The sequence below is a fragment of the Paraburkholderia sp. CNPSo 3274 genome, from assembly GCF_024206475.1.
Taxonomy (GTDB): Bacteria; Pseudomonadota; Gammaproteobacteria; order Burkholderiales; family Burkholderiaceae; genus Paraburkholderia.
In genome coordinates this window covers 1-22,487 of the sequence record NZ_JAMBPR010000080.1, presented here as the reverse complement: position 1 = coordinate 22,487, position 22,487 = coordinate 1, and the positions used below count along the sequence as shown (strand labels likewise).

Annotated in this window: 20 protein-coding genes, 2 pseudogenes and 1 riboswitch; of the genes and pseudogenes, 17 read left to right on the top strand and 5 right to left on the bottom strand. The window is 60.6% G+C overall.

Annotation, left to right across the window (positions count from 1 at the left end; all coding sequences use genetic code 11):
- Positions 1-612, bottom strand: coding sequence for a PAS domain-containing protein (locus tag M3I54_RS36345; protein WP_254344527.1), 612 nt, complete (start codon positions 610-612; stop codon positions 1-3).
- Between the two features lie 130 nt (positions 613-742).
- Entirely contained in the window at positions 743-1,711 is a 969-nt protein-coding gene (locus M3I54_RS36340; protein ID WP_254344526.1) for an ornithine cyclodeaminase family protein, read from the bottom strand.
- A gap of 167 nt (positions 1,712-1,878) precedes the next feature.
- Here M3I54_RS36340 and M3I54_RS36335 point away from each other — a divergent pair, with 167 nt between their 5' ends.
- From M3I54_RS36335 to M3I54_RS36325, 3 genes are all read left to right on the top strand, one after another.
- Positions 1,879-2,676, top strand: coding sequence for an ABC transporter substrate-binding protein (locus tag M3I54_RS36335; RefSeq protein WP_254344505.1), 798 nt, complete (start codon positions 1,879-1,881; stop codon positions 2,674-2,676).
- A gap of 31 nt (positions 2,677-2,707) precedes the next feature.
- Positions 2,708-3,952 carry an FAD-binding oxidoreductase gene (locus M3I54_RS36330; RefSeq protein ID WP_254344503.1) on the top strand — a complete coding sequence of 415 codons (1,245 nt, stop codon included), beginning with the start codon at positions 2,708-2,710 and terminating at the stop codon, positions 3,950-3,952.
- A gap of 170 nt (positions 3,953-4,122) precedes the next feature.
- Positions 4,123-4,482 carry a DUF3564 family protein gene (locus tag M3I54_RS36325; RefSeq protein WP_254344501.1) on the top strand — a complete coding sequence of 120 codons (360 nt, stop codon included), beginning with the start codon at positions 4,123-4,125 and terminating at the stop codon, positions 4,480-4,482.
- A gap of 82 nt (positions 4,483-4,564) precedes the next feature.
- Here M3I54_RS36325 and M3I54_RS36320 read toward each other — a convergent pair whose 3' ends face one another.
- The gene (locus M3I54_RS36320) at positions 4,565-4,855 is read right to left on the bottom strand and encodes a hypothetical protein (RefSeq protein ID WP_254344499.1); all 291 of its coding nucleotides are present in this window, start codon (positions 4,853-4,855) and stop codon (positions 4,565-4,567) included.
- 231 nt (positions 4,856-5,086) lie between these two features.
- Between M3I54_RS36320 and M3I54_RS36315 the strand changes: the two genes are divergently transcribed.
- The 3 genes from M3I54_RS36315 to M3I54_RS36305 all read left to right on the top strand — a co-directional run bounded on the left by M3I54_RS36315 (position 5,087) and on the right by M3I54_RS36305 (position 7,611).
- Entirely contained in the window at positions 5,087-5,911 is an 825-nt protein-coding gene (locus tag M3I54_RS36315) for an IclR family transcriptional regulator (protein ID WP_254344497.1), read from the top strand.
- A 53-nt stretch (positions 5,912-5,964) separates the two neighbouring features.
- On the top strand, positions 5,965-6,666 hold the full coding sequence (gene ehuD, locus M3I54_RS36310) for an ectoine/hydroxyectoine ABC transporter permease subunit EhuD (protein ID WP_254344495.1): 702 nt from the start codon (positions 5,965-5,967) through the stop codon (positions 6,664-6,666).
- An 84-nt stretch (positions 6,667-6,750) separates the two neighbouring features.
- Positions 6,751-7,611, top strand: a complete 861-nt coding sequence (locus tag M3I54_RS36305; protein ID WP_254344492.1) for an ABC transporter substrate-binding protein — start codon at positions 6,751-6,753, stop codon at positions 7,609-7,611.
- Between the two features lie 30 nt (positions 7,612-7,641).
- Here M3I54_RS36305 and M3I54_RS36300 read toward each other — a convergent pair whose 3' ends face one another.
- Positions 7,642-8,802: a GGDEF domain-containing protein gene (locus tag M3I54_RS36300; RefSeq protein WP_254344490.1), complete on the bottom strand. Its 1,161-nt coding sequence runs from the start codon at positions 8,800-8,802 to the stop codon at positions 7,642-7,644.
- Between the two features lie 210 nt (positions 8,803-9,012).
- Here M3I54_RS36300 and M3I54_RS36295 point away from each other — a divergent pair, with 210 nt between their 5' ends.
- The 11 genes and pseudogenes from M3I54_RS36295 (at position 9,013) to M3I54_RS36245 (ending at position 22,212) form a co-directional block, all read left to right on the top strand.
- On the top strand, positions 9,013-11,910 hold the full coding sequence (locus M3I54_RS36295; RefSeq protein WP_254344488.1) for an EAL domain-containing protein: 2,898 nt from the start codon (positions 9,013-9,015) through the stop codon (positions 11,908-11,910).
- Positions 11,911-12,227: 317 nt separating this feature from the next.
- Positions 12,228-12,920: a thioredoxin family protein gene (locus tag M3I54_RS36290; RefSeq protein ID WP_254344486.1), complete on the top strand. Its 693-nt coding sequence runs from the start codon at positions 12,228-12,230 to the stop codon at positions 12,918-12,920.
- A 227-nt stretch (positions 12,921-13,147) separates the two neighbouring features.
- Complete coding sequence (locus tag M3I54_RS36285) at positions 13,148-14,260, top strand: beta-propeller fold lactonase family protein (RefSeq protein ID WP_254344484.1); 1,113 nt, start codon at positions 13,148-13,150, stop codon at positions 14,258-14,260.
- A 758-nt stretch (positions 14,261-15,018) separates the two neighbouring features.
- A complete protein-coding gene (locus M3I54_RS36280; protein WP_254344482.1) occupies positions 15,019-16,407 on the top strand; it encodes a cytochrome C in 1,389 nt (462 codons plus the stop codon).
- Positions 16,408-16,442: 35 nt separating this feature from the next.
- Complete coding sequence (locus M3I54_RS36275; protein ID WP_254344480.1) at positions 16,443-17,114, top strand: cytochrome c; 672 nt, start codon at positions 16,443-16,445, stop codon at positions 17,112-17,114.
- 68 nt (positions 17,115-17,182) lie between these two features.
- Positions 17,183-18,406 carry a c-type cytochrome biogenesis protein CcsB gene (gene ccsB, locus M3I54_RS36270; protein ID WP_375542277.1) on the top strand — a complete coding sequence of 408 codons (1,224 nt, stop codon included), beginning with the start codon at positions 17,183-17,185 and terminating at the stop codon, positions 18,404-18,406.
- Positions 18,407-18,511: 105 nt separating this feature from the next.
- Positions 18,512-18,826 carry a hypothetical protein gene (locus M3I54_RS36265; protein ID WP_254344476.1) on the top strand — a complete coding sequence of 105 codons (315 nt, stop codon included), beginning with the start codon at positions 18,512-18,514 and terminating at the stop codon, positions 18,824-18,826.
- A 167-nt stretch (positions 18,827-18,993) separates the two neighbouring features.
- A pseudogene (locus tag M3I54_RS36260) lies at positions 18,994-19,269 on the top strand (MBL fold metallo-hydrolase); the annotation flags it as partial.
- Positions 19,270-19,621: 352 nt separating this feature from the next.
- Positions 19,622-19,906, top strand: a pseudogene (locus M3I54_RS36255) (nuclear transport factor 2 family protein); the annotation flags it as partial.
- 225 nt (positions 19,907-20,131) lie between these two features.
- Positions 20,132-20,231: riboswitch (guanidine-I (ykkC/yxkD leader) on the top strand.
- Positions 20,232-20,289: 58 nt separating this feature from the next.
- Entirely contained in the window at positions 20,290-21,363 is a 1,074-nt protein-coding gene (locus tag M3I54_RS36250) for a putative urea ABC transporter substrate-binding protein (protein ID WP_254344472.1), read from the top strand.
- Between the two features lie 33 nt (positions 21,364-21,396).
- Positions 21,397-22,212: an ABC transporter permease gene (locus tag M3I54_RS36245; protein WP_254344470.1), complete on the top strand. Its 816-nt coding sequence runs from the start codon at positions 21,397-21,399 to the stop codon at positions 22,210-22,212.
- A 96-nt stretch (positions 22,213-22,308) separates the two neighbouring features.
- On the opposite strand, the gene M3I54_RS36240 is transcribed toward M3I54_RS36245, so the two are convergent.
- The coding region (locus M3I54_RS36240) for a transposase domain-containing protein (protein WP_254343812.1) at positions 22,309-22,487 on the bottom strand (179 nt) is incomplete at its 5' end.

Here is a 22,487-nt window from a genome sequence, read left to right as displayed (position 1 = left end):
CTATTCGGCGTCCGCCTTCATTTCGCGCAGATGCTTGTAGACCGTCGCGCGCCCCATGCCCAGCACCTTCGCCACATAATTGGCGGAACTCTTGCCCTTGAACGCGCCTTCGGCGTGCAGCGCCTCGACCAGTTCGCGCCGGTGTTCGCGCGTGAGCGAGTTGAGCGCGATCTGCCTCTCGCGCAGCCAGCCGTGCAGAAAGGTGTTGATGCGCTCCTGCCAGTCGTCCTTGAAGAGCTCCTCGGGCTGTGCGATCACGCCTGCGCCGCGCAGGAAGAGGTTGAGCGTGGCCTGCATGTCGTCGAAAGCAGCGATGTTGAAGTTGATACACATGACACCCGCCGCGTGCCCTTCATCGTCGAACAGCGCCGTGCTCACGCAACGCATGCGCCGGCCGTCCCAGTTCACCTTCTCGTAGGGGCCGAGCAGCTTGTTGCGCGTGGTTTCCTCGACGTCTTCGAGCGCGGAGTCGTCGCCGATCTCGCGCTTCGAGAGATTGTTCGAGAGATACGCCACGGTCTGGTCCGAGAGGTCGTGAATCACGACCTCCGCGAACGGGAAGAACAGCGTGGTGATGCTGTCCGCCACGTGCGCGTAGCGCGCGAGCAGCATGTCGCGCGCGGTCTTCGGGCTGGAGATCTTTTTCGCGCGGGTGTTCTCGTTTTCTCGTTTCGGCATCGGACTGGAACCGGGTTGCGGCAGGAAGGACGTCGATGATACTGCGATCACTCGACGCCGCGCGTCAACGCGCGTTACGCAGATGCTCAAACAGCGCGCTCGCGACGGCGATGTCTTCGAGGCCAAGGCCGATCGAGCGGAAGAATGCATGGCGCGCGTAAGCCGGTCTCGGGCACGCGTCGTTGGCTAGCTCCGCGAGATCGCCCGCGATCGCATCCGGCGACCAGCCGTGCTCGCGCGCGGCCAGCACCATTTCGCCCGCGCTTTGCGGCGTGGTGTGGCGATAGTCGCAGTACACGTCGAGCGAGGGCAGCGCGGCCGGATCGATCTCATGTGCGTGCGCGACGTTCGTGCTGATCGAGGTGATGAGCGCGGGTTTCGTGAGCGCGTCCAGCGCGAGCACGGGCTTGCCCGATGAGGTGCACAGCATCACCACGTCGGCGTCGTGCACGCAGGCTTCGGGCGTCTGCGTCACGCTTGCCCGTGCGTCCAGCGCGCGCAGTTCGGACTGACGCTGTGCGTCGCCGGCGAGCTTCGGCGAAAACACGCGAATGCTCTCCCACGCGCGAAGCGGTGCAACGTGACGAATATGCGCCAGCGCGACCGCGCCTGAGCCGATCACGGCAAGGCGTTTCGCCTCGCGCGGCGCGAGCTGGTCGACGGCGAGCGCCGTGGTGCCCGCAGTGCGCTCGGTGGTGAGCAGCGCCGCGTCGCACCACATGAGCGGCTGGCCCGTTTTCATCGACATCAGCGCGGTCCATGCGGTGATGATGGGCGGCTGGCCTTCGGCGCCCACGATGTACGGCGAGAGTTTCGCGCCGAAGATGCCCGCCTCGGCGAGCACGCCGAGATAGGTGATGAAGTCGCCGGCCTGCCTCGGGAACAGCGTAAGGGATTGCGGCGGCTGCACGGCGTCGCCGCGGCCGAGGGAGGCGAACAGGCGGCCCAGTTCGCCTCGCACGTCGAGGCTGGGCAGGGCGGCTCGCACCTGGGCGGCGTCGACGACGAGCGGCGCGGCGATGGATTGAGACATCTCGTTCATGTTGGGGCTCCAGAGTCGCGATGTAGACATTTTTGTCCATTCTAGACTTTATTTTTATTTTTCGTCTATATTCCTCCTGCGGCCGCGGCCCTCGTGAAAGGGCGCCGAACGAAAGCGCAACACTTGAACAGACACTTATTACGAATTGGGTGACGACGATGAACAGGAAAATGATTCGCTTTGCGGCTGCGGCCAGTCTCGCGTGCCTGGCGGCCATGACGGCGGGCGCGGCGCACGCGCAGGACCCGAAAACGCTGCGCTTCGGGGTGGAGGCGTCCTATCCGCCGTTCGAGAGCAAGACGCCTTCGGGCGATCTGCAAGGCTTCGACATCGATATCGGCAACGCGGTGTGCCAGAAACTCCAGATGAAGTGCGTATGGGTGGAGAACAGCTTTGACGGCCTGATCGCCGCGCTCGAGGCTCGCAAGTTCGACGTCATCAACTCGGCCATGAACATCACCGAGAAGCGGCGTCAGCAGATCGCCTTCACGCCCGCCATTTACGTGATGCCGATCCAGATGGTCGCGAAGCGCGCCTCGGGCCTCCAGCCCACGGCCGCGAGCCTGAAGGGCAAGTCGATTGGCGTGCTGCAAGGCTCGACGCAGGAAGACTATGTGCGCAAGCACTGGGGCACGCAGGGCGTGAACGTCGTCACCTACGAGAACCAGGACCAGATTTTCGCGGACCTCGCGGCCGGGCGCCTGGACGGCGCGGTGCAGGAAGTGCAGACCGCCACCGACGGTTTCCTCTCGAAACCGCAGGGCAAGGGCTTCGAATTCGCGGGCGCGCCGCTTAAGGACCCGACCACGCTCGGCGAAGGCACGGGCTTCGGCATGCGCAAGGACGATGCGGCGCTCAAGGCCAGGGTGGTCGCCGCGATCGATTCGCTGCGCCAGGACGGTACGCTCACGAAGCTGTCGATGAAGTATTTCGGCCGCGATATCGTCGCGAAGTGATGTCGATGACTTTGGAATTCAGAGCAGATTCATGAGCAAGAGCGCGATCGTTCTCGGTGCGGGAATCGTGGGCGTGAGCGTCGCGCTGCATCTGCAGGCGCGCGGCGTGCAGGTCACGCTCGTCGACCGGCGCGGGCCCGGCGAGGAAACGAGTCATGGCAATGCGGGGTTGATCGAGTCGTCGTCGGTGGTGCCTTATGGCTTTCCGCGTGACTGGCGCACACTGCTGCGCCTCGTGCGCAACGACTCGACCGTGCTGCGCTACGACGTGCGCTCGTTGCCCGCCTACGCGCGCTGGCTCGCGTCGTTCTGGCGCGAGTCGTCGCCGGTGCGCCTCGCGCACGCTGCGCGCGACATGCTGCCGCTCATCAAGCGCAGCATGGCCGAGCACGACGCGCTGATCGTGCGCGCGGGCTTGCGCGAAATCGTGCGGCCCATCGGCTGGCTCGAAGCGTGGCGCTCGCCCGCGGGCTTCGAGCGTGAAATGCGTACGGCACAGGGCGTGGCCGACGCACACGGCCTGCATGTGCAGATGTTCGACGCGCCGGGCCTGCTCGCGCTGGAGCCTTCACTCAACGGCGGCTATGCGGGCGCGATTCACTGGATCGATCCCGCGAGCGTGGCGGATCCTGGCGCGCTGACGAAGGGCTATGCGCAGTTGTTCCTGCGTGAAGGCGGTGCATTTGCACAGGGCGATGCGCGCACGCTGATGCCCGAAGGCAAGGGCTGGCGAGTGCAGACCGAAGAAGGACCGTTGAGCGCCGAGCTTGCGGTCGTGGCGCTCGGCCCATGGTCGGATCTCGTGACGCAGCCGCTCGGCTACCGCGTGCCGCTCATGGTCAAGCGCGGCTATCACATGCACTACGCGAGCGAGGCGCGTGCGCCGCTCGTGCGTCCGGTGGTGGATATCGAAGGCGGTTACGTAGTCGCGCCGATGCGGCGCGGCCTGCGTCTCACCACGGGTGTCGAGCTTGCCACGCGCGAGCGTCCCCCCAACTACGCGCAGCTCGACGCGGCCGAGCGCGAGGCGCGTCCCGTGTTCGGCCTCGGTTCGCGGCTGGACGAAACGCCGTGGATGGGTTTGCGCCCGTGTACGCCCGACATGCGCCCGCTGCTTGGGCCTGCGCCACGCCATGCGGGGCTGTGGTTCGCGTTCGGTCACAATCATCATGGACTCACGCTCGGGCCAGTCACGGCGCGCCTCGTTGCCGAGCAAATCGTCGGCGAAACGCCGTTCATCGATCCCACGCCGTATTTGCCCGCGCGATTTAGCTGAGCCACGCGCGTCGGAAGCACGAACGCGCCTTCGCGTTATGTGCGCATCCGCACCACGGAGCTTTCCCAATATATGGAAAATGCGCTTGCGTTCCATCGGGGAACTTCTAGACTGACAACTTGCGAATCGAGCCGCGATCCCACTAACGAGCCGCACTGCACGGAGTGCTCATGCGACTGACCATCCTGATCAATGGATCTGACCCGGCAGTCAAACACGAATTCGCCCTTGTGTGGATCGATCTCGACCAGAAGCGCTGGTCGCGCGAGTCACATGAAGGTGTCAACCTGCCTTCGTGGGGCGACGTCCGGGCAGCCGGCGATGAGACGGTCTTATGCGCTCCGCAAACCGATGCGCCTCTTTGCATCATGCGCGGTCTCAGCCTGAACGAGCGGCAGGAAGTCCACTCTGGCCATGGCGATGCGAGTTGGTCGGACAACAGCGCGTGCAGCGAAACAGCATGGCAGTGGCGGTTGCAGGCTGTTGACCGTAAATCGGTACGCGCCGCGAATTCGCTTTTTGCCTGCTAGTCGTTCGCAAGACGGCCGTGCGAGCCGATGCCGTGTGCCGGGGGGCGTGCGATCGCCCTCGGCGTCAGGCAACCGTACGCCACTACTCCTTCAATGTCGCGAGTAGCCGGTCGATTTCGTCGAACTGGCTTTTCGACAATTGATGACTTTGCATGATTTCCTGCAAGCGCTTTCGCCAATAAGCCGGCGGCAAACGCGACTCGTTCAGGTCTTGTGCAGACAATCGCTGAATTACGGACTTGATGTGCAGAATATCGCCGTGAGCGACTTGCGACGACCAGGCGCCCGATTTTCTCGGTTGCCCGCCATCGTCCAAACCCCGTTCTGACATTGTTCCCATTTTTATTTGCCGTCGGAATATGGCGTCGCGCATGCATTCCCCGAGCGCGTCACCGGCCCCGCGGCCTCCTGTTGTCATTTACCTGGGTAAAGCACGCCAGCAATCAGGCGCGCCGTATGCCGAATAGATATTTTGTTCGGCTAGGCCGAACGGCGTTCGGCGGTCCATTTATGGTAGTTTCCACCTTGATGACTGTCAATATTGGCAGCGCGAAGCTGGCTGAAACGCTCGACCGCCCGCTTTCAGATAAAAGACGAAATACAGATGACACAAACAGACCAAAGCATTGGAGAGCGCAACGCGCTTCGCAGCGTCAGCCGCGCGCTCGATGTCCTGGAGACGCTGGGGGGCAGCGATAACGAGGGACTCACCGTTGCCGAGATCGCGACGGCAATCGGCGTATCGAAGAGCACGGCGTTCGAGTTATTGCAGACCTTGCTCGCCCGCCACTACGTCACCGACGTACGCCTCGGCGGTTCACGGCGATATCGTCTCGGCTTTGCGCTCGTGCACCTCGGCGACCGGGCGGCGGCGGACGTCGGCATATCCCAGCTTGCGATGCCGGTTCTGCGCGAACTGACCGACACGACCGGTCTCACGTCCCGGCTTGCGGTGCTCGACGACAACGGCTACGCAGTCGCAATCAGCCGCGTCGAGGCGCCGGGCATCGTACGGATCGCCTCCGCCCTCGGACAACGCGAACTCCCGCATTGCTCGGCGCTCGGCAAATCCCTGCTCGCGCTATTGCCGCCAGCGCGGGTCGTCAAGCTGCTGGCGCACACCGGCATGCCGCGCCGCACCGAGTACACCCGCCTGACACCCGCGGAGCTGATGAAGGATCTGATCCAGGTCGCCGAGCGCGGCTACGCATTCGACGACGAAGAAGACAATCTGGGCGTGGTTTGCGTGGGCGCGGCGATTACGAACCGCGACGGCGAGGGGGTGGCTGCGATCAGCGTGACGACGCTGAAGAACGGACTCGATGACGACGACCTGCACGCGCTGGGGCGCACGCTGCGCACCCATGCTGAGCGCATCAGCCGGATGCTCGGCGCGCAGGTTGGCCCGCAACGCGGCGCGGCGAGCTAGCGCGCATCTCCCTGGCGGAACACTGGCGCCCCCCGCGACGGGGCGAGGACCTCATGCTGACCACCTTTTTCAATCTGTTCGATCTGCACGACGCGAGCAGCTATCTGCCTGATCTGCTCAAAGGGGCGCTCACGAGCATCGAGCTGACCTTCAGCATCCTTGCGCTCAGCCTGCCGTTCGGCCTGCTGCTCGCCATCGCCAGAATCAGCCGCGCACGGCTGCCGAGAACAATTGCATCGGTTTATATCGAGGTGATTCGCGGCACTCCCGCGCTGCTGCAACTGTTCTACATCTACTTCGTGCTGCCCTCATTCGGGATTCGCTTCGCTCCGTTCACGGCGGGCGTAATCGGCCTGTCGATCAACTACTCAGCGTACCTCGCCGAGGTGTATCGCGCGGGCATCGAAGCCGTGCCGAAGAGCCAGACGCAAGCCGCGAAGGCGCTCGGCATGTCCGGCGGCCAGACGCTGCGCCTGATCGTGCTTCCCCAGGCCATCCGTATCGTCGTACCGCCACTCGGCAACTATGCGATTTCGCTCTTCAAGGACACCTCGCTCGTGTCGATCGTGACGGTCAAGGAGCTGATGTTTACCGGCCAGATCATTTCGTCGACGAACTTCCAGTACGTCACGATATTCACGCTGGTCGGCGCGCTTTATCTGGCATTTTCTTGGCCGAGCGCCCTGGTCGTGCACTGGCTCGAGCGGAAGATGGGCAACACGCGGCCGGCGAGTGTCGCAGTGCGTGCGCGATGACCGGCTCGCTCACGCGAGAGGCAGCAAGACGACTGGCACGATCGATTCATCACATCTGGATAACTAACTAATTCGGGGCGTTTCATGCGCAAAGCTACGCTGGCATTGGCATCGATATTGATGGGGGCTGCAACGTTGTTGTCCAATGCGCATGCGGCCGATAGCACCGCAATCAGCGACGTGCGCTTCGATGGCGGAGACGGCTCGTACGCGCGCGCGATCAGGAACGGCATTACATTCGTGATCGCCGCCGATCCGCCGTCGACCTTCCAGGACGAGAAAACGCACACGTTCGACGGCGCGGACGTGCGCATCTTCCGCGAAATCACGAAGCGGCTCAAGATCACGAAAGTCAATTGGGATATTGTGCCGTTCGACGCGATGATTCCGGCGCTGCTCGCCGGCCGCGCCGACGTCATCGTTGACAACCTGCACGAGAACGAGCAGCGGCTGCGCGTCGTAGCATTCACCAGCCCGGCATACTGGTACGGATCGGGCATCGCGGTACAGCGTGGCAATCCGTCGAAGATTCATGGTTGGAACGACTTCGCTGGGCATATCGTCGGGACAGTACGCGGTAGCATCAATCACCAGTTGCTCGAAGGGCGCAAGGACCTGAAGGAGCTCAAGCTCTACACGAGCAACGAGGCGGAGTTCTCCGATCTGATCGCGGGGCGAATCGACGTTGCGATGGAAGACGACATCAAGATCGGGCAATTCGTGAAACAACATCCATCTGCCGCAATGGAAATGGTGGCTGACTACAGGCCATTGCCGCAGGAGTACGGATACGCGCGCTACGCGTTGCGCAAGGGCGACGTCGATCTGAACGACGCGGTGTCGCGAACGCTCGACGAACTTCGGGCCGACGGAACGCTGGCATCGATCATCAGGCAGTTCGGCTATACCGACCGCAATCTCTGGTATTTCCCGGTGAAGAACTGACGTCGTCGCGTACCGGGCTGCCGGTAGGTTTCAGGCAGCAAATGCGCGGTCGCAGATCTCGACGCGGTTGCGGCCGAGATGCTTGGCGTGATAGAGCGCAGTGTCGGCATCGCGCGCCAACTGTTGGATCGTCGCTTCGGCCGCGGCGAGGCAGGCCACGCCGATGCTGCATGTGTATCGAATCACGGGCGGACTAGAGCCGGGCTCGGAGATTCGCGTGCAGATCAGTTCGGCCAGCCGGTGAGCGTTTTGCAGGGAGAGTGCCGGCAGCAACACGGCGAACTCTTCTCCTCCCCAGCGTGCGAGATAGGCTGACGCCGGCATTGCCGCACTGGCGCGTTCCGCGAAGTCGATCAGGACGTTATCTCCCATATCGTGCCCATGCTCGTCGTTTACCCGCTTGAAGTGGTCGAGGTCGATAAGGAGCATGGAGAGCACGGCCCCGTTGCGCTTCGCCAGCTCACGCTCCTCTTCGAATGCGAGCGCGAGCGCGCGGCGGTTCAGCAAACCTGTCAACGGATCGCGGTATGACTGCCGCTCGAGCTGTGTGCGTAACCGCTCCATTGCAATCAGCAGAAGGCCCACTGTCACGAGCAAGGAGAACGCGGCACCTGCGGTGAGGTAGAGCGTCTGCATCAATTCCGGATGGAAGAGATCGGGTAGACCCCCCGTCGCTAGCGCGACGGAGATGCAGCGTGCGCCTGCAACTGCGGATTCGGCAAGAAGCAGTGTGCCAACGGAAAGCGCCGTGCGGCTGGGTCGGCCAAGGCGGAGCATAACCACGCCGTGCGTGCCGTAGAGTACCGCGAGTGCTCCGGTAATCACGACGGTGCGGCCCGCAACGGATGGATGGACCAACCAGCTCATGCTGGCCGCGGCAATGAAGAGGAGCAGCGAGACGAAGCGCCAGCTGGGTCGGCGCCCGTAGAGGATCTGGGTGCCAGCGAGTCCCAGCCCCGTGCCAAAAATGATTCCGCAGTTCGCGACTAGGATCGAAAGCCAGTCCGGCACGCTGCCGCGAAACGCGAGGAGGAGTACCGATACGCTGACCACCAGCGCACCTGATGCCCAATGACGGACCCCGCGTATGTTCTGAGGAAAGCTTCGGGCCAGCGAGAACAAGGCGATTGCCATGAGTCCTGGCATGACCGAAGACATCAGGATGACAGTGCGCAGATCGAAGAGCGGCATGCAGGTTCGGCGAGAGTAGGCATCGCGCCTATATAACACATCGATGTCGTTCAGAGCGATGCCGACGCTCTTCAGAATTCCCGCATCCTGCCGTTACCGCATTGATGGCATGCCGTGTTGCGCGTTGTTGAAGTTGCCGATTCCGGGAACGCGTGCGTAGATGGCGTTGGACTAGCACACATTCTCTTTGACAGCATGAGAAACCCTGGAATGGACGCAGAAAGCGAGTACAGCGAGCCGCTCAGCAACCTGCCTATGCCGGTCATCCGATACGACGCGCAGGGCCAACGGCGCTACATGAACAGCGCGGCCCTCGCGATGATGAGGGCCGCATCCGAAAGCGCCTGTGCAACGAATGCCGAAGCCCGGATGTTTTCGCCCCAGGCGCTGCAGGAGTACCTCGATACCGTTCGCGGAGTCGCGATCACCGGCGTTGCGCGTGAGCTGGAACTGACGTTCGACGGCTTGCCGCATACGCAGGGCGAATATTACCTGGTGCAGTTCGTAAGCTATCCGGCTCCGGACGCTGCTCCTGGCGTGCTCGCGATCTATTTCAACATCACGGCGCGCAAACGTGCGGAGGCAAAGCTCCGTGAGCGCGAGTCGTTTCTCGAATCGTTGCTGGATACCATTCCCATTCCTGTTTTTTCGAAAGACAGGGAAGGGCGGTACCTTCATCTCAATCGGGCTTTCGAAGAATTTCTTGGTGTGCCCAAGGAGCGATTCGTCGGCAAGACCGTCTTTGAGACGAGTCCGTACAAGCTGGCGCAAACCTATTTCGCCATGGACGAGGATCTGTTCGCGAAAGGCGGGATCCAGCGATACGAATTCAAGGTCCAGAACGCGACGAAAGCGGTGCGCGACGTGGAGTTCAGCAAGGCTGTTTTCCACGACGATGAAGGCCGCCAGGCCGGCTTGATCGGTGCGATTCTGGACATTACCGAACGTAAGCGGGCGGAGTCCGAGCAGCGGGCGCAATACGAGAGGACCCTTCAACTCAATGGTCGCCTCGAAGACAAGGCTCGCGAACTGTCCGACGCGCGCGCACAGTTGATGACCGTGCTCCATACCATCCCCGATATGGTGTGGCTCAAGGACACGGCTGGCATCTTCCTGCTTTGCAATTACAGCTTCGAGAAATTTGTCGGCAAGCCGAAAGCTGAAATTCTCGGGAGAACCGATTACGACATTTTCGATGCAGAGCTGGCGGACTACTTTCGGGAACGCGACAAGGCAGCGATCGACGCGCTGCATGTTTGCGTGAACGACGAGTGGGTGGTCGCTCCGCCGACCCGTGAACGGACATTGCTCGAAACTCGACGCCTGCCGGTGTTCGATGCAGGAGAGACTGTGGCGGGCGTCCTCGGCGTGGCTCGCGACATGAGTGAACGGCGCCGTTTCGAGGAGAAACTGGCCCGGCGGGAACGCGAATTTCGAACCCTCGTTGAAAACTCGCCCGATACGGTCGCCCGTTACGGACGGGATTGCCGACGCCTCTACGTCAATCCCACTTTCGCGTCGCTCGCCAGTGGCGGGGCGCAAGCGCTGCTTGGCAGGACGCCGGCCGAATATCCCGGCGGGCCAGGCGCCATCCTCTATGAGCAGCAGCTCAGGGAAGTCTTCGCGACGGCAAGCGACAGGGAGTTCGAGTTGATCTGGGGGCCTGACGAGAACAGGCAACTATGCCAGCTAATCCGGCTGACGCCAGAACTGGGAGCGGACGGCAAGGTGGAAACCGTCCTTGCCGTGGGGCGGGATATCTCGGAGCTGCACGCTTCCAGAGGGAAAATTCATCGGATGGCGTATTTCGACGCGTTAACCGCGCTGCCGAATCGCGTCCTGTTCAACGAACAATTGCGTCTGGCAATCTCGAACAGCACGCACGACCACTATACGGCCGTCATGATGATCGACATGGACCGCTTCAAGGGTGTCAACGACACGATGGGTCATGCGGTCGGTGATGAACTGCTGCGTGAGGCCGCGCGTCGTCTGGTTGCATGCGTGCGCGCGGGTGACACGGTTGCCCGCTTCGGTGGTGATGAGTTCGCCGTTCTGCTGCCCGAGGTTGCCGATCACGGCATCCTCGAGGAGATCTCCGCGAGGATCATCAGGCGACTCGATGAGCCTTTCGTGCTCGACGCAAGAGAGGTGTTCATATCGTGCAGCGTCGGGATCGCGCTGTATCCGGTCGACAGTACCGACGCGAAAGACTTGTTGAGATACGCAGATTCTGCGATGTACCTCGCGAAGCGCTCAGGGCGTCGCGGTTTTCGCTTTTACACGAAGGACCTGACCGTCGAGGCCACCGCACGTCTTTCGCTCGAGTCGGAACTGCGGCGCGCAGTCGATCTGGGCGAGTTTGAGTTGTATTACCAGCCTCAGGTTACGCTCCGCGCTGCGGAAGTAGTCGGTTCGGAAGCATTGCTGAGATGGAATCGCCCCGGAGCGGGCTTCATTCGCCCGGATCAGTTCGTGCCGCTTGCGGAGGAAACGGGCCTCATCGTCGATCTTGGGCGGTGGGTGCTCCGCGAAGCTTGTCGCTCGGCCGTCGAATGGAATACCGGGAGTGGCGCGCGCCACAGGGTGTCGATCAATCTTTCCGCGAGACAGTTTCAGTCGCGCGACCTCGCGCTGACGGTAAAGAATGTCCTCGATGAAACCGGCTGTCGACCGGAGTGGCTGGAGTTTGAGATTACCGAAAGTCTGCTGCTGGAAGAGGACGACTCGGTCCTGAGCGCGCTTCTGATGTTCGAGAACATGGGACTCTCCATCGCGATCGACGATTTCGGCACCGGCTATTCAGCACTCAGCTATTTGACCCGATTCCCTATTGATACGCTCAAGATCGATCGTACGTTCGTGCAGCGAGTCACGACTGACCGGCGCCATGCCGAACTCGTGAAGGCAATCCTGTCCATCGCACGTTGCCTCGGGCAGCGGGTCGTTGCTGAAGGCGTCGAGACAATAGAGCAGGCCGCCTTTCTCGATGCTCATGGTTGCGAGATTGCGCAGGGCTTCCTCTACAGCGTGCCGCTGCCAAAGCAGGCCATTGCATCGCTTCCCCGTTATCTCGATCCAGGCGCTGCGTACGACGCCAATCCGTAGGGGCGTGCGAGGCGCGCGTGCGCCTTTTCGGTGGAACGGTATGCGTACACCGCTGCGGCCCCGATGTGGGTAGGGTTGGGAGCAGGACGCCCGCAAGGTCGGCCGTAACGATCTCTCCGACGAAAAAAGTTCTTCTGGCTGTAACCGGGATGCGTAACCGAACGAATTAACGCAGACGGACAACAGCTGTCTGTATCTCAATGTGGCGCTAAATTCTGGCGATTGTGCTTCGACATGCCGATTGCCGTGCCGCGGTGTAACCGCGCGACCGCGCTATGACGAATCAGGAGGCAGTCCCGTCATTCTGGAGACCGATCATGTCCGTACGGCACGTCGCTATTGCGTTCTTTTTTCTTGTCGCACCCGTCGTGGCGTCAGCCAGGCCTGTAGTTGTCGAACTGTTCACCTCGGAAGGGTGCTCCTCATGTCCTCCAGCAGATGCCTACCTGTCTGAGCTATCGCGTGACCGTCGCGAGGTGCTTCCACTCGCGTTTCATGTGACGTACTGGGACGGCCTGGGCTGGCGTGACCCTTACTCGCTGGAAGCTGCCACGCAGCGTCAGGCCGAGTACAGCGCTCGATTTGGTGAGAGCGCCTATACCCCGGAAATGGTGATCGACGGCCAGAAGAGATTTGTGGGTTCGAATCGACGTGCAGCCGAGGCGGCAATTGAAATCGCACAGAAAGCGGACGAGGCAGGGGTGGATGTTAGTGGTGTGCGCCGCGGCGGGACGCTATCAGTCATGGTGGGGCGCGGCACCGGCCATGGTCAGGTCTTGCTGGTTGGATATGACACCGGGCACGTGACCGAGGTCGGGCGAGGCGAAAACACCGGTCGTACGCTCAGGGAGTCAAATATCGTTCGCTCAATTGAAGCCGTCGGTGAATGGACAGGCGCCCCGTTGACGCTTGAACCTGCGTTGCCGGCCGGTGAGCAGGCGGCAATACTGATCCAGTCGCCGGGTGGTGCAATCATCGGCGCGGCACGAGTTACCAATGGCGCGCCTTGAGCCGGTCGGGGTGGCAGTCAATGTTTGAGTTTCAGTTTGACATGCCGTACCGGATATTTTTGATGCCATTCGTGAACTCAAGCGGGGGGGCGACATTTCCAGTTGCACGTTTCCATTCATAAGGTGTGCTTTCTATATTCACAATCGACGCTACGAGAGAAGAACGAGCGAGCAGTGCAGTGGCAGTTCCCTTAACGAAATCGTGTCTACCAGGCAAGGAGTTCGTCATGTCATTTGTCACGTACCTTTCATCGTTTCCATTGCGGACCATCGCGTGCGCAACTGCGCTGGGATTCGCTTCAAGCAGCTTTGCGCAAGCCGCTTCTGAGGTCGATCCGCCAGGGGCAGTGTACGTCATGTCAAACCAGCCCTCCGGAAACTCGGTTCTTGTCTATGCTCGAGCCACAAACGGAACACTGACCTACGCGGCCACCTATCAAACCGGCGGAAAAGGAGCGGGCACGGGAGCCGATCCGCTAGGCTCGCAGGGTGCGCTGACATTAGATTCGGGCTTTCTGCTCGCGGTGAATGCTGGTAGCAATGATGTTTCGCTTTTTGCAATCGACGGCAGCAAACTGACGCTGCTCGACAGAAAGCCATCGGGCGGTCAAATGCCCGTCAGCGTGACGGTCAAGGGGCCCATCGCGTATGTGCTCAATGCTGGCGGCACACCGAACATTAGTGGCTATTTTGTTGACGCGTTCGGCAAGCGCCTCGTTGCGTTACCCGGCTCGCAGCGGCCACTCGCCGGCGGAACCTCTGCCCAGCCGGCGCAAGTCCGGTTCGCACCGGAAGGCGACGAATTGCTGGTGACCGAGAAGGGCACGCAGCTCATTGACACGTATTCCGTCGGCTTTACCGGCTACGCTTCGACTCCAACCCCCCATGCCTCAAACGGCGTTACACCGTTCGGTTTTTCCATCACAACACGTGGTTATGCAATCGTCTCCGAAGCCGGGTCCGGTTCGGCCTCCTCATACGAAGTAGAAGACGGCAAACATCTCGATTCGATCAGTGCGGCAATCCCGCTGGGCCAGTCCGCTCCTTGCTGGCTTGTCACAACCGGGGACGGACGTTTTGCCTATACCGCCAATGCCGGTAGCGGCACGATCAGCAGTCTGCGCATTGCCGCGAACGGTACGCTAAACCTGGTCAATCCAGCTGCAGGCACACTCAGCGCTCCGCTCGACATGGCGCTCAGTAGCCGCAGCAAATTCCTCTATGTGCGGGAGGGCAATGGCGCCGTAAGCGGGTTTCGCGTGATGCCTGACGGCACGCTCGAACCGATTGGTTCAGTTACCGGCGTACCGCCCGGAGCTCAAGGGATCGCAGCGCGCTAGGCGACTTCACCCGCGTCAGGCGCGCCTGCCATGCTTCTTCCAAGGCCGAATACAGAGATCCGGACGTGTTCGGCCTTCAACTAGTTTCTCCCAGTGTCCTCACTCCTGCGTGGTGCGGTAAACCGCATCCCATCTAAACGAATCCCCTACGCGAATTATTCCACCTCGATCGCATCGTCTACATCGAAGTCCATCGGAAGACCTCACCGTGTAATCGGAATAGCACGACTTTCAGCCTCTTATTCGCGGCGCAACCCGTCGGGAATATTCGAGGCGCCTTCTCGTTTACGCAGGACGCGAGTCACGCGAAGCAACGCCGCGCGGCGGCTGCGCGAGCCGTCATGATCGATCAGGTCGATCGTGCGTATAGGAGGTGTCAAATGAAGACTTCGCGTTCGGCGCCGGGAATGTGCACGTCATGCGCGAACGAGCGTGCGGACAGGCTGCCATTGAACGGTCACATTACTTCGTCCCGTAGAAGTCGTGCCGCTCGATGTTACGCATAAGCGACGAGCAGATAGTTCGATGCATCGCGACATCTAGCGAGACTCCTACCGCAAAAAGAGGAGATTGACCCATCGCGATTCTGATTGCGCGTTTGCACAATGATGACATCGCGTGCGTGAAAAGGGTTCATCGTGAACGGTTTCACCAGCCGGAGCCAATCGCTCCTTTATCGCCGCGGAACACGGAGTACGGACTTCAGCGCTCGCCGCCGATGGGATGCGTTTTCACGACGCGGCGCAGGAGTGACAGCCATGACAAAGGCACTTGTTGGTCATGCAGCATTCCATCACTGGCTGTTCTGTGGCTGGATACTCGCATTCGTGATGCTGGCGTTGCTGCCGGCGACCACCGCACACGCGTTGCCGATCTTCGCGCGCCAAACCGGACAGAGTTGTGTGGCTTGTCACGCCGGGGGACAATTTCCTGAACTCACGCCCTATGGGCGAATGTTCAAGCTTACTGGCTATACGCTTGGTGAACGAACGATCCCGATTGCGGCAATGGCGATCGGCGATTTGAGCCAGACGCGGGTCAATACCGACGCGAGTGGCAACCCCATCAACACGAAGAATGGTCTCCCGATATTCGATTTTGCGAGCATCTTCCTTGCCGGAAAGATCACCGATAACATTGGTGCCTTCACACAGTTTACCTACACGAACTACGACCATCAGAATGGCGAAACGAACAAATGGGAAGGCCACTGGGCATCCGATAATACCGACTTCCGGTTCGTCGACCGGATCATGGGCGAAGCGAACGATCTCATCCTCGGAGTAACGCTGCACAACAATCCAACCGTGCAGGATGTCTGGAACTCAGCGCCGGCATGGGGTTATCCGTACATTTCATCGACGATCAGTCCGGTCGCAAAGATTCCCAATCTGCCGGTCATAGAAGGCAGTCTTGCGTCACAGGTGGCGGGTATAGGCGGCTACCTGTACTGGAACAAGATGATCTACGCCGAACTGACTGCGTACAGCACGGCCGACGGTATCTGGTCGTTCATGAGTCACGGCAACCGGGAAGGGAACGCGGCTCACCCGCAGATTTATCTGCGTGGTTACAACCCGTATGCGCGCATTGCGTTGACGCGAGACTGGGGACCGCATAGCGCAATGGTCGGCGCGTTCCTGTTGAACGTGAACATTTATCCGAATGACTCCAACCAGTTCCCGATCTTTACGCAGGGCGTGACGCGCTTCCGAGATTACGGTGTGGACGCGCAGTACGAGTACCTGCTCGAGCCGCACACGATCACCGCGCAAGCTCGCTATGTGCGCGAGAACGTCCATGATCCGAACAACCTGGTCCTCAGCGACAGCACGTCGGGGAATCTCGACTCGCTGAGGATCAAGGCATCGTACGTCTACCAGGCCAAGTACGGGTTCAGTCTTTCGTTCTTCAATACGACCGGTAGTCCAGACAGCACAGCCTACGCGGCTAGCGCGAACTTCCATCCGAACACTCAGGGCTGGACGCCGGAAATATTCTGGATTCCGAATCAACGAATACGAATAGGTATTCAATACACACACTACACCAAGTTTCTCGGTGCCACGTCAAACTACGACGGCACCGGGCGTAACGCGAGAGACAACGATACGCTTTTCATCTATCTGTGGGCCGCTTCATGGTGATGTCTCGTGCGCCGTGCCGCGAGGAGATTGGTGACATGAACAAAGTGACGCTTATCGTCTCCATTGGGATGCTGCTGGCCGGGTCGGCCTGTCAGGATCTGGAGCATTCGCGGCAGGTCGACAACCCGCAGGTGCGGGGAAAGACTATCGCCTTGCAGGTGTGTTCGAACTGTCACGGCGTGAACGGCGTTTCGGTATCGCCTACGTTTCCAAAGCTCGCCGGGCAACGCAAGGAATACCTGGTCGATCAACTGACGGATTTCAAGAACCATTCGCGAGCTGATCCGAACGCGCAGCGTTTTATGTGGGGTTTCACCCATTTGACCGATGCGCAGATCGACGAGCTTGCAACGTACTTCTCGAGTCAACCCGCGGTGCTCGGTGAAGCGAGCGATCTCGCTCTCGTCAACGAAGGCAACGCGATCTATCATTCGGGCCTGCCAGACAAGGGCGTCGCGGCGTGCATGGCGTGCCATGGCCAGCATGGCGAAGGGACGAGTCAGTTTCCCCGGCTTGCGGGCCAGCACGCGGACTACGTCATGAAGCAGCTCCACGTCTTCCAGCAAACTGACACCCGGCCTCGCGGCGCAGTGATGAAGGCTGTGTGCGCCAATATGTCGGATCGGGACATGCGTGCTGTCGCGGCGTACGTCGAGGTGTTTCCGCCGGAAGGGCAGGCGTCCGTTAGTCCGCCAGACGATCGATGAGCAAGCTGCAGGGAACCTTGCGTGCGTGCAACCCGATCCTTCGACGTCATCTTTGAACAGTGAATGCCATGAAATCGTGCTCATCTTCTTCTGATGCTGCGGTGGCTGCTCCAGTGGCAATACATCGGCCTCGGCCCACGTGGAACGCCGATCAAACGAGCCTGCTGTCCGACGAGCGCTCCTTCATAAGGCGCATCGGTCCATTCGGCTGGTTGTTTGCCATCGCGATGGTTTCAGGCGCCGGCTTCGCCTTGTCGCGCTACCACGCGTACATGAACGTCTATGACCAGCTAGTGCTGGTGTGCTCGGTGCCGGCCTTCGTCGTGCTCGGCTGGCGCTGGAAGCCTGCACGGCTGCTGATTGCCGGAATCGCAGCGCTATCGCTGCTCGCGGTCGAAATGTACGAGGGCGAATTGTGGCGCGCCGACAGCACGTTCGTCCTGAAGTATTTCCTGTCCAGCCAGTCGGCCATTCTTTGGATGAGCATGCTTTTCGTGCTGGCCACGCTGTTCTACTGGTTGGGCACGCTGTCGCGCGCGCCGTCGGGCGGCGCGATCGGCTCGATGCTGACGTGGGCCGCGGTACTGATGGGTTTCGTTGGAATGATGGTGCGGTGGTATGAGTCGTATCTGATCGGTGCTGACGTCGGGCATATTCCGATTTCGAACCTGTACGAAGTGTTCGTGTTGTTCAGCGTGATCACAGCACTCTTTTACCTGTATTACGAGCAGCACTACAACACGCGCTCGCTCGGCGCATTTGTGCTGCTCGTGATCAGCGCGGCGGTCGGGTTCCTGTTGTGGTACTCGATCGCGCGCGACGCGCAGCTGATCCAACCGCTGGTGCCGGCGCTGCAAAGCTGGTGGATGAAGATTCACGTCCCGGCCAACTTTATCGGCTACGGCAGTTTTGCGCTGTCGGCGATGGTTGGCGTGGCGTACCTGCTGAAGGAGCGGGGCGTGCTGGCGGACCGGTTGCCGACGCTCGATGTGCTCGACGACGTGATGTACAAGTCGACCGCTGTCGGTTTTGGGTTTTTCACCATTGCGACGATTCTCGGCGCGCTATGGGCCGCCCAGGCGTGGGGCGGCTACTGGAGCTGGGATCCGAAGGAGACGTGGGCGCTGATCGTCTGGCTGAACTATGCGGCCTGGCTGCATATGCGGCTGATGAAGGGATTGCGGGGGCATGTGGCCGCATGGTGGGCGCTCACGGGCCTGCTGGTCACCACCTTCGCGTTTCTAGGGGTGAACATGTTCCTGTCCGGATTGCACAGCTATGGCCGCCTGTGAAGATGGTTGCTCAACACACATCGCGATTTCCCGCTCTCGCTCTACGTCTGCCTATACTGGACTTCGTAAGTCATCGCGCGAACCAGCACGAAGAAGAGGGACGCCATGTGGACAACAAACAAAAATCTGCTCGTCAGAATCGCATTGATCTGCATTTGCAGTTGCCTCGCGAACGCCGGACGCGCGCAGGTGACGCGAATGGAGGTCATCCCGATTCCGTCCGTGACGCTCACTGACCAGGAATTTCTGAGCGGCCGCGAGGATGGCAAACCTGTTACCGTGGCGGGCGAACTTCGGTTCCCCGAAACGGCACGGATCGGCTTCGGCTCGCTATCCTGCTGCATGGGTCCGGCGGGGTCGGCAGCGGCGTCACAGACTGGGAGGAGTACTTTCTTTCGCTTGGTGTCGCTACGTTTGTGATCGACAGCTTCTCCGGTCGAGGTATCGTCAACACGATCAACGATCAATCGCAACTCGGCCGCCTACAGACGACACGAAACTGCCGGACGGTCGAGGTTGAAAACGGGCTGCTCGCCAACGCCCAAAGCAGCACACAATCGGGTCGTCGGGACGACCGAGGTCTCCGGAGAACCTTCGCGCGCGGCGGCGTTGTGGTGATGCCTTGCTTCGCAGAGGGGCGCGCGCAGGACGTCCTCTATTACATCGCGCGGCTCAAGGAGACGGGACGATTGACGGTCTCGCAATTGCACGCCATCGATCACGCAGCGTTCATGACGAGAACTGTCGACGAATCGAAGGCGATCGCTTCGCGCCAGGGACCGATGATCATCATCGCGGGCAGCGGCATGACGACTGGCGGGCGCGTGCTGCACCACCTGAACCTCTATGCGCCCGAACGGCGCCAGGGACGGAACGCGCGGTGTCGCCTCCGCGTACCCTCGACGTCTCATCCCAGCCAGGGGCCTTCAACGCGGTCACAGCGAACCTAGGGCTTCAGCACGGCTTTAACGATCTCGCCGACTGCTTCTTTGGCCTTGGTCGCCGCGTTCTCGTCGTACGCGATGGTTGTCCCACGCTCAATACACGAATCGCTGTAACTAAACGGTTGCTTCGTTTTGGAGAACGTTCATCCAATCTCGGGAGAATTTTGCGATGTTGCCGAAAGAGACTGTGATGGCCCTGTATTGCGCATATGGTACGAGCGACGAGAGGACGATCGAGCGACTTTGATCACCCGCTGGAACGAACACGCTAAATCGAGAGCAGATTGTGCGTTTTATGGCTCGCAACTTCCCGCGTTTCTTTGAGGACCGAACGAACGTGTTTCCGCGTATCGCCGCCGAGGGGCAGTTCGTATTTGTAGAGCATCGACTCTCGGCCCGTTTGTCCAACGGGCGTAACTACTCCAACGACTACTGCTTCGCTTACGAAGTGAAGGACGGGCAAGTCGTGGCAATCAGGGAGTATATGGATACCCGAGGAGGCTGGGTCCAGGTCTTTGGCGATCGGGAGGCGTCCCAATTGATCGAGTATCTGTGAAAGCTATCGGCTACGTTTCATTTTTCGCGCGCTCCTCCGGCGTTCCGTTGACGAGCGCAGTGCCCGAAACGGGTGCGCCGTGACGCATATTAGTGCGCGTTGTTACCGGCGCAGGGCAGGGAAATGCCTCGCACGCCACGAAGCCGTGCTTTTTTCGCTGGCACGCTTCTCGCTTTAAGGGGTGGGCAAGGAGCCGGCGAAGCATCCGGTTCGTCAGACAATCTGGAAATGGACAGCTAGGGTTCCGGCCTGCTTCTCGCAGGTGCTGGTCCGAGAGCTGTCGACCTCAGGCGAGGTTACACGGCGGGATAAAAGCCCGGGAGAGAACGCGATGTTTGCGCTGCTCCCTGCCGTTGCTAACCGTTCCCTTCGAGGTCAACCTCATGCGCAAGCTCGTTCGCTGTCTTGGCATCGCCGCCGCCGTCTCCCTCGCCACCTTCGCCTCAAGTGCCGCGTTCGCCGCGGGCCGCAGCGACTTCAAGGTTTGCTGGACCATCTACGCCGGCTGGATGCCGTGGGGGCAGGCAAAAACCCAGGGCATCATCTCGAAGTGGGCCACGAAGTATGGCATCAAGATCGATGTCGTCCAGCTGAACGACTACGTTGAATCCATCAATCAGTACACGGCCGGCAAGTTCGATGGCTGCGCGATGACCAACATGGATGCGCTCACCATCCCGGCCTCGGGCGGCGTTGATTCGACGGCCCTGATCGTGAGCGATTACTCGAACGGCAACGACGGCGTGCTCATGAAGGGCAAGGGCAAACAGATCGCCGACCTGAAGGGCCAGCAGGTCAACCTCGTGCAGTTCTCGGTCTCCCACTACCTGCTCGCACGCGCTTTGGAGAGCGCCCATATGAGCGAGCGCGATCTCAAGGTTGTGAACACATCCGACGCCGATATCTCAGGCGCATTCGCGACCCCCACTGTTCACAACGCGGTGACATGGAATCCGATGCTCGCCGATCTGAAAGCGCAGCCGAACGTGACCGAAGTCTTCGATTCGAGCAAGATTCCCGGCGAAATCATGGACATGATGGTCGTCAACACGAAGACGCTGCAAGAGAACCCGGCGCTCGGCAAGGCACTCACGGGCGCATGGTTCGAGATGGTTGCGTTGATGCACAGCAATTCAGCGGCGAGCACAGGCGCGCTGACGTCGATGGCGAAGGCCTCCGGTACCGACCTTGCGAACTTCAAGGGGCAGTTGTCGACCACCGCGCTCTTCTACACGCCTCAGGCGGCAGTCGCTTTCGTTACGAGCCCGGACATGCCGAAGATCATGTCGCGCGTAGCGAGGTTCTCCTTTGACCACGGTCTGCTCGGCCAGGATGCCAAGAGTGCGGATTCCGTCGGCATGGCATTCGACAAGAACGTGATCGTCGGCGACAAGAACAACGTCAAGCTGCGTTTCGACCCGAGCTACGTCGAGATGGCGGCTGCGGGCAAGCTCTGAGACTGATTTCGAGGCAACAACCAGGCGCTCACCATGCGACTCATCAATCGATATCCGAGCCGGATCGGCGGCATGATGCTGCTCCTGCTACCGTTCGTCGTGCTATTTGCGGTTTATTTCATGGGGTCTGCGGAGCGGCTCAAGCTCAATCCCGATGACAAGCTGCTTCCGAGCGCGGCGCAAATGAGCGATGCCGTGAAGTCGGTTGCATTCACCGAAGACAAGCGCACGGGTGAATATCTGTTTTGGGACGACACCTTGTCGAGTTTGCGACGACTGGGTATCGGTCTCCTCGTGAGCGCGGTGATTGCATTGGTGGCCGCTATTGCGACCGGCTCGTTGCCGCTCGTCAGCGCAACGCTCTCGCCATTCATCACCGTCGTCTCGATGGTGCCTCCGCTGGCGGTGCTGCCGATTCTTTTCATCGTCTTCGGGCTCGATGAGCTATCCAAGGTCGTGCTCATTGTTTTCGGTATTACACCCATGATTATTCGGGATCTGCATGCTCGCGCCCGCGATATTCCCGCCGAACTGTGGGTCAAGGCTCAGACATTGGGGGCGACGAGCTGGACGGTGATTCTGCGTCTGGTTTTGCCGCAACTCTTGCCGCGCCTGCTGGTGGCGATGCGTCTCTCGCTCGGTGCTGCTTGGCTGTTTCTCATCGCAGCTGAAGCGATCGCATCGACGGACGGCTTGGGCTACCGCATCTTCCTCGTGCGCCGCTACCTCTCCATGGACCTGATTCTGCCGTACGTCGCGTGGATAACGCTGCTCGCGTGGCTCACCGATGAGCTGCTTCGCCGGATTACGCAGTGGTCGTTCCCGTGGTACGGCGGAGGTGGGCGATGATTGAAGTCCGCAATGTATGGAAAGAGGTATGCGATCCACGAACGACGCCCTTCAGAGTATGGTAGCGGAGCGCGTGAGGTGTGATAGTGATGCGGGTCAGCGGAGGTCCGCCGGCATTTTCCAGGGAAGCAACGCGTCGTAGTCGTCGACGGTTTTCGCCAGAGGCAGGTGTTGGAACAGCCAGGTGAGGTACCGGTAGGGATCGATGCTGTTTGCCTTGCAGGTCTCGACGAGCGTATAGAGATTGGCGCTCGCGTTCGCGCCTTCGACGGTGT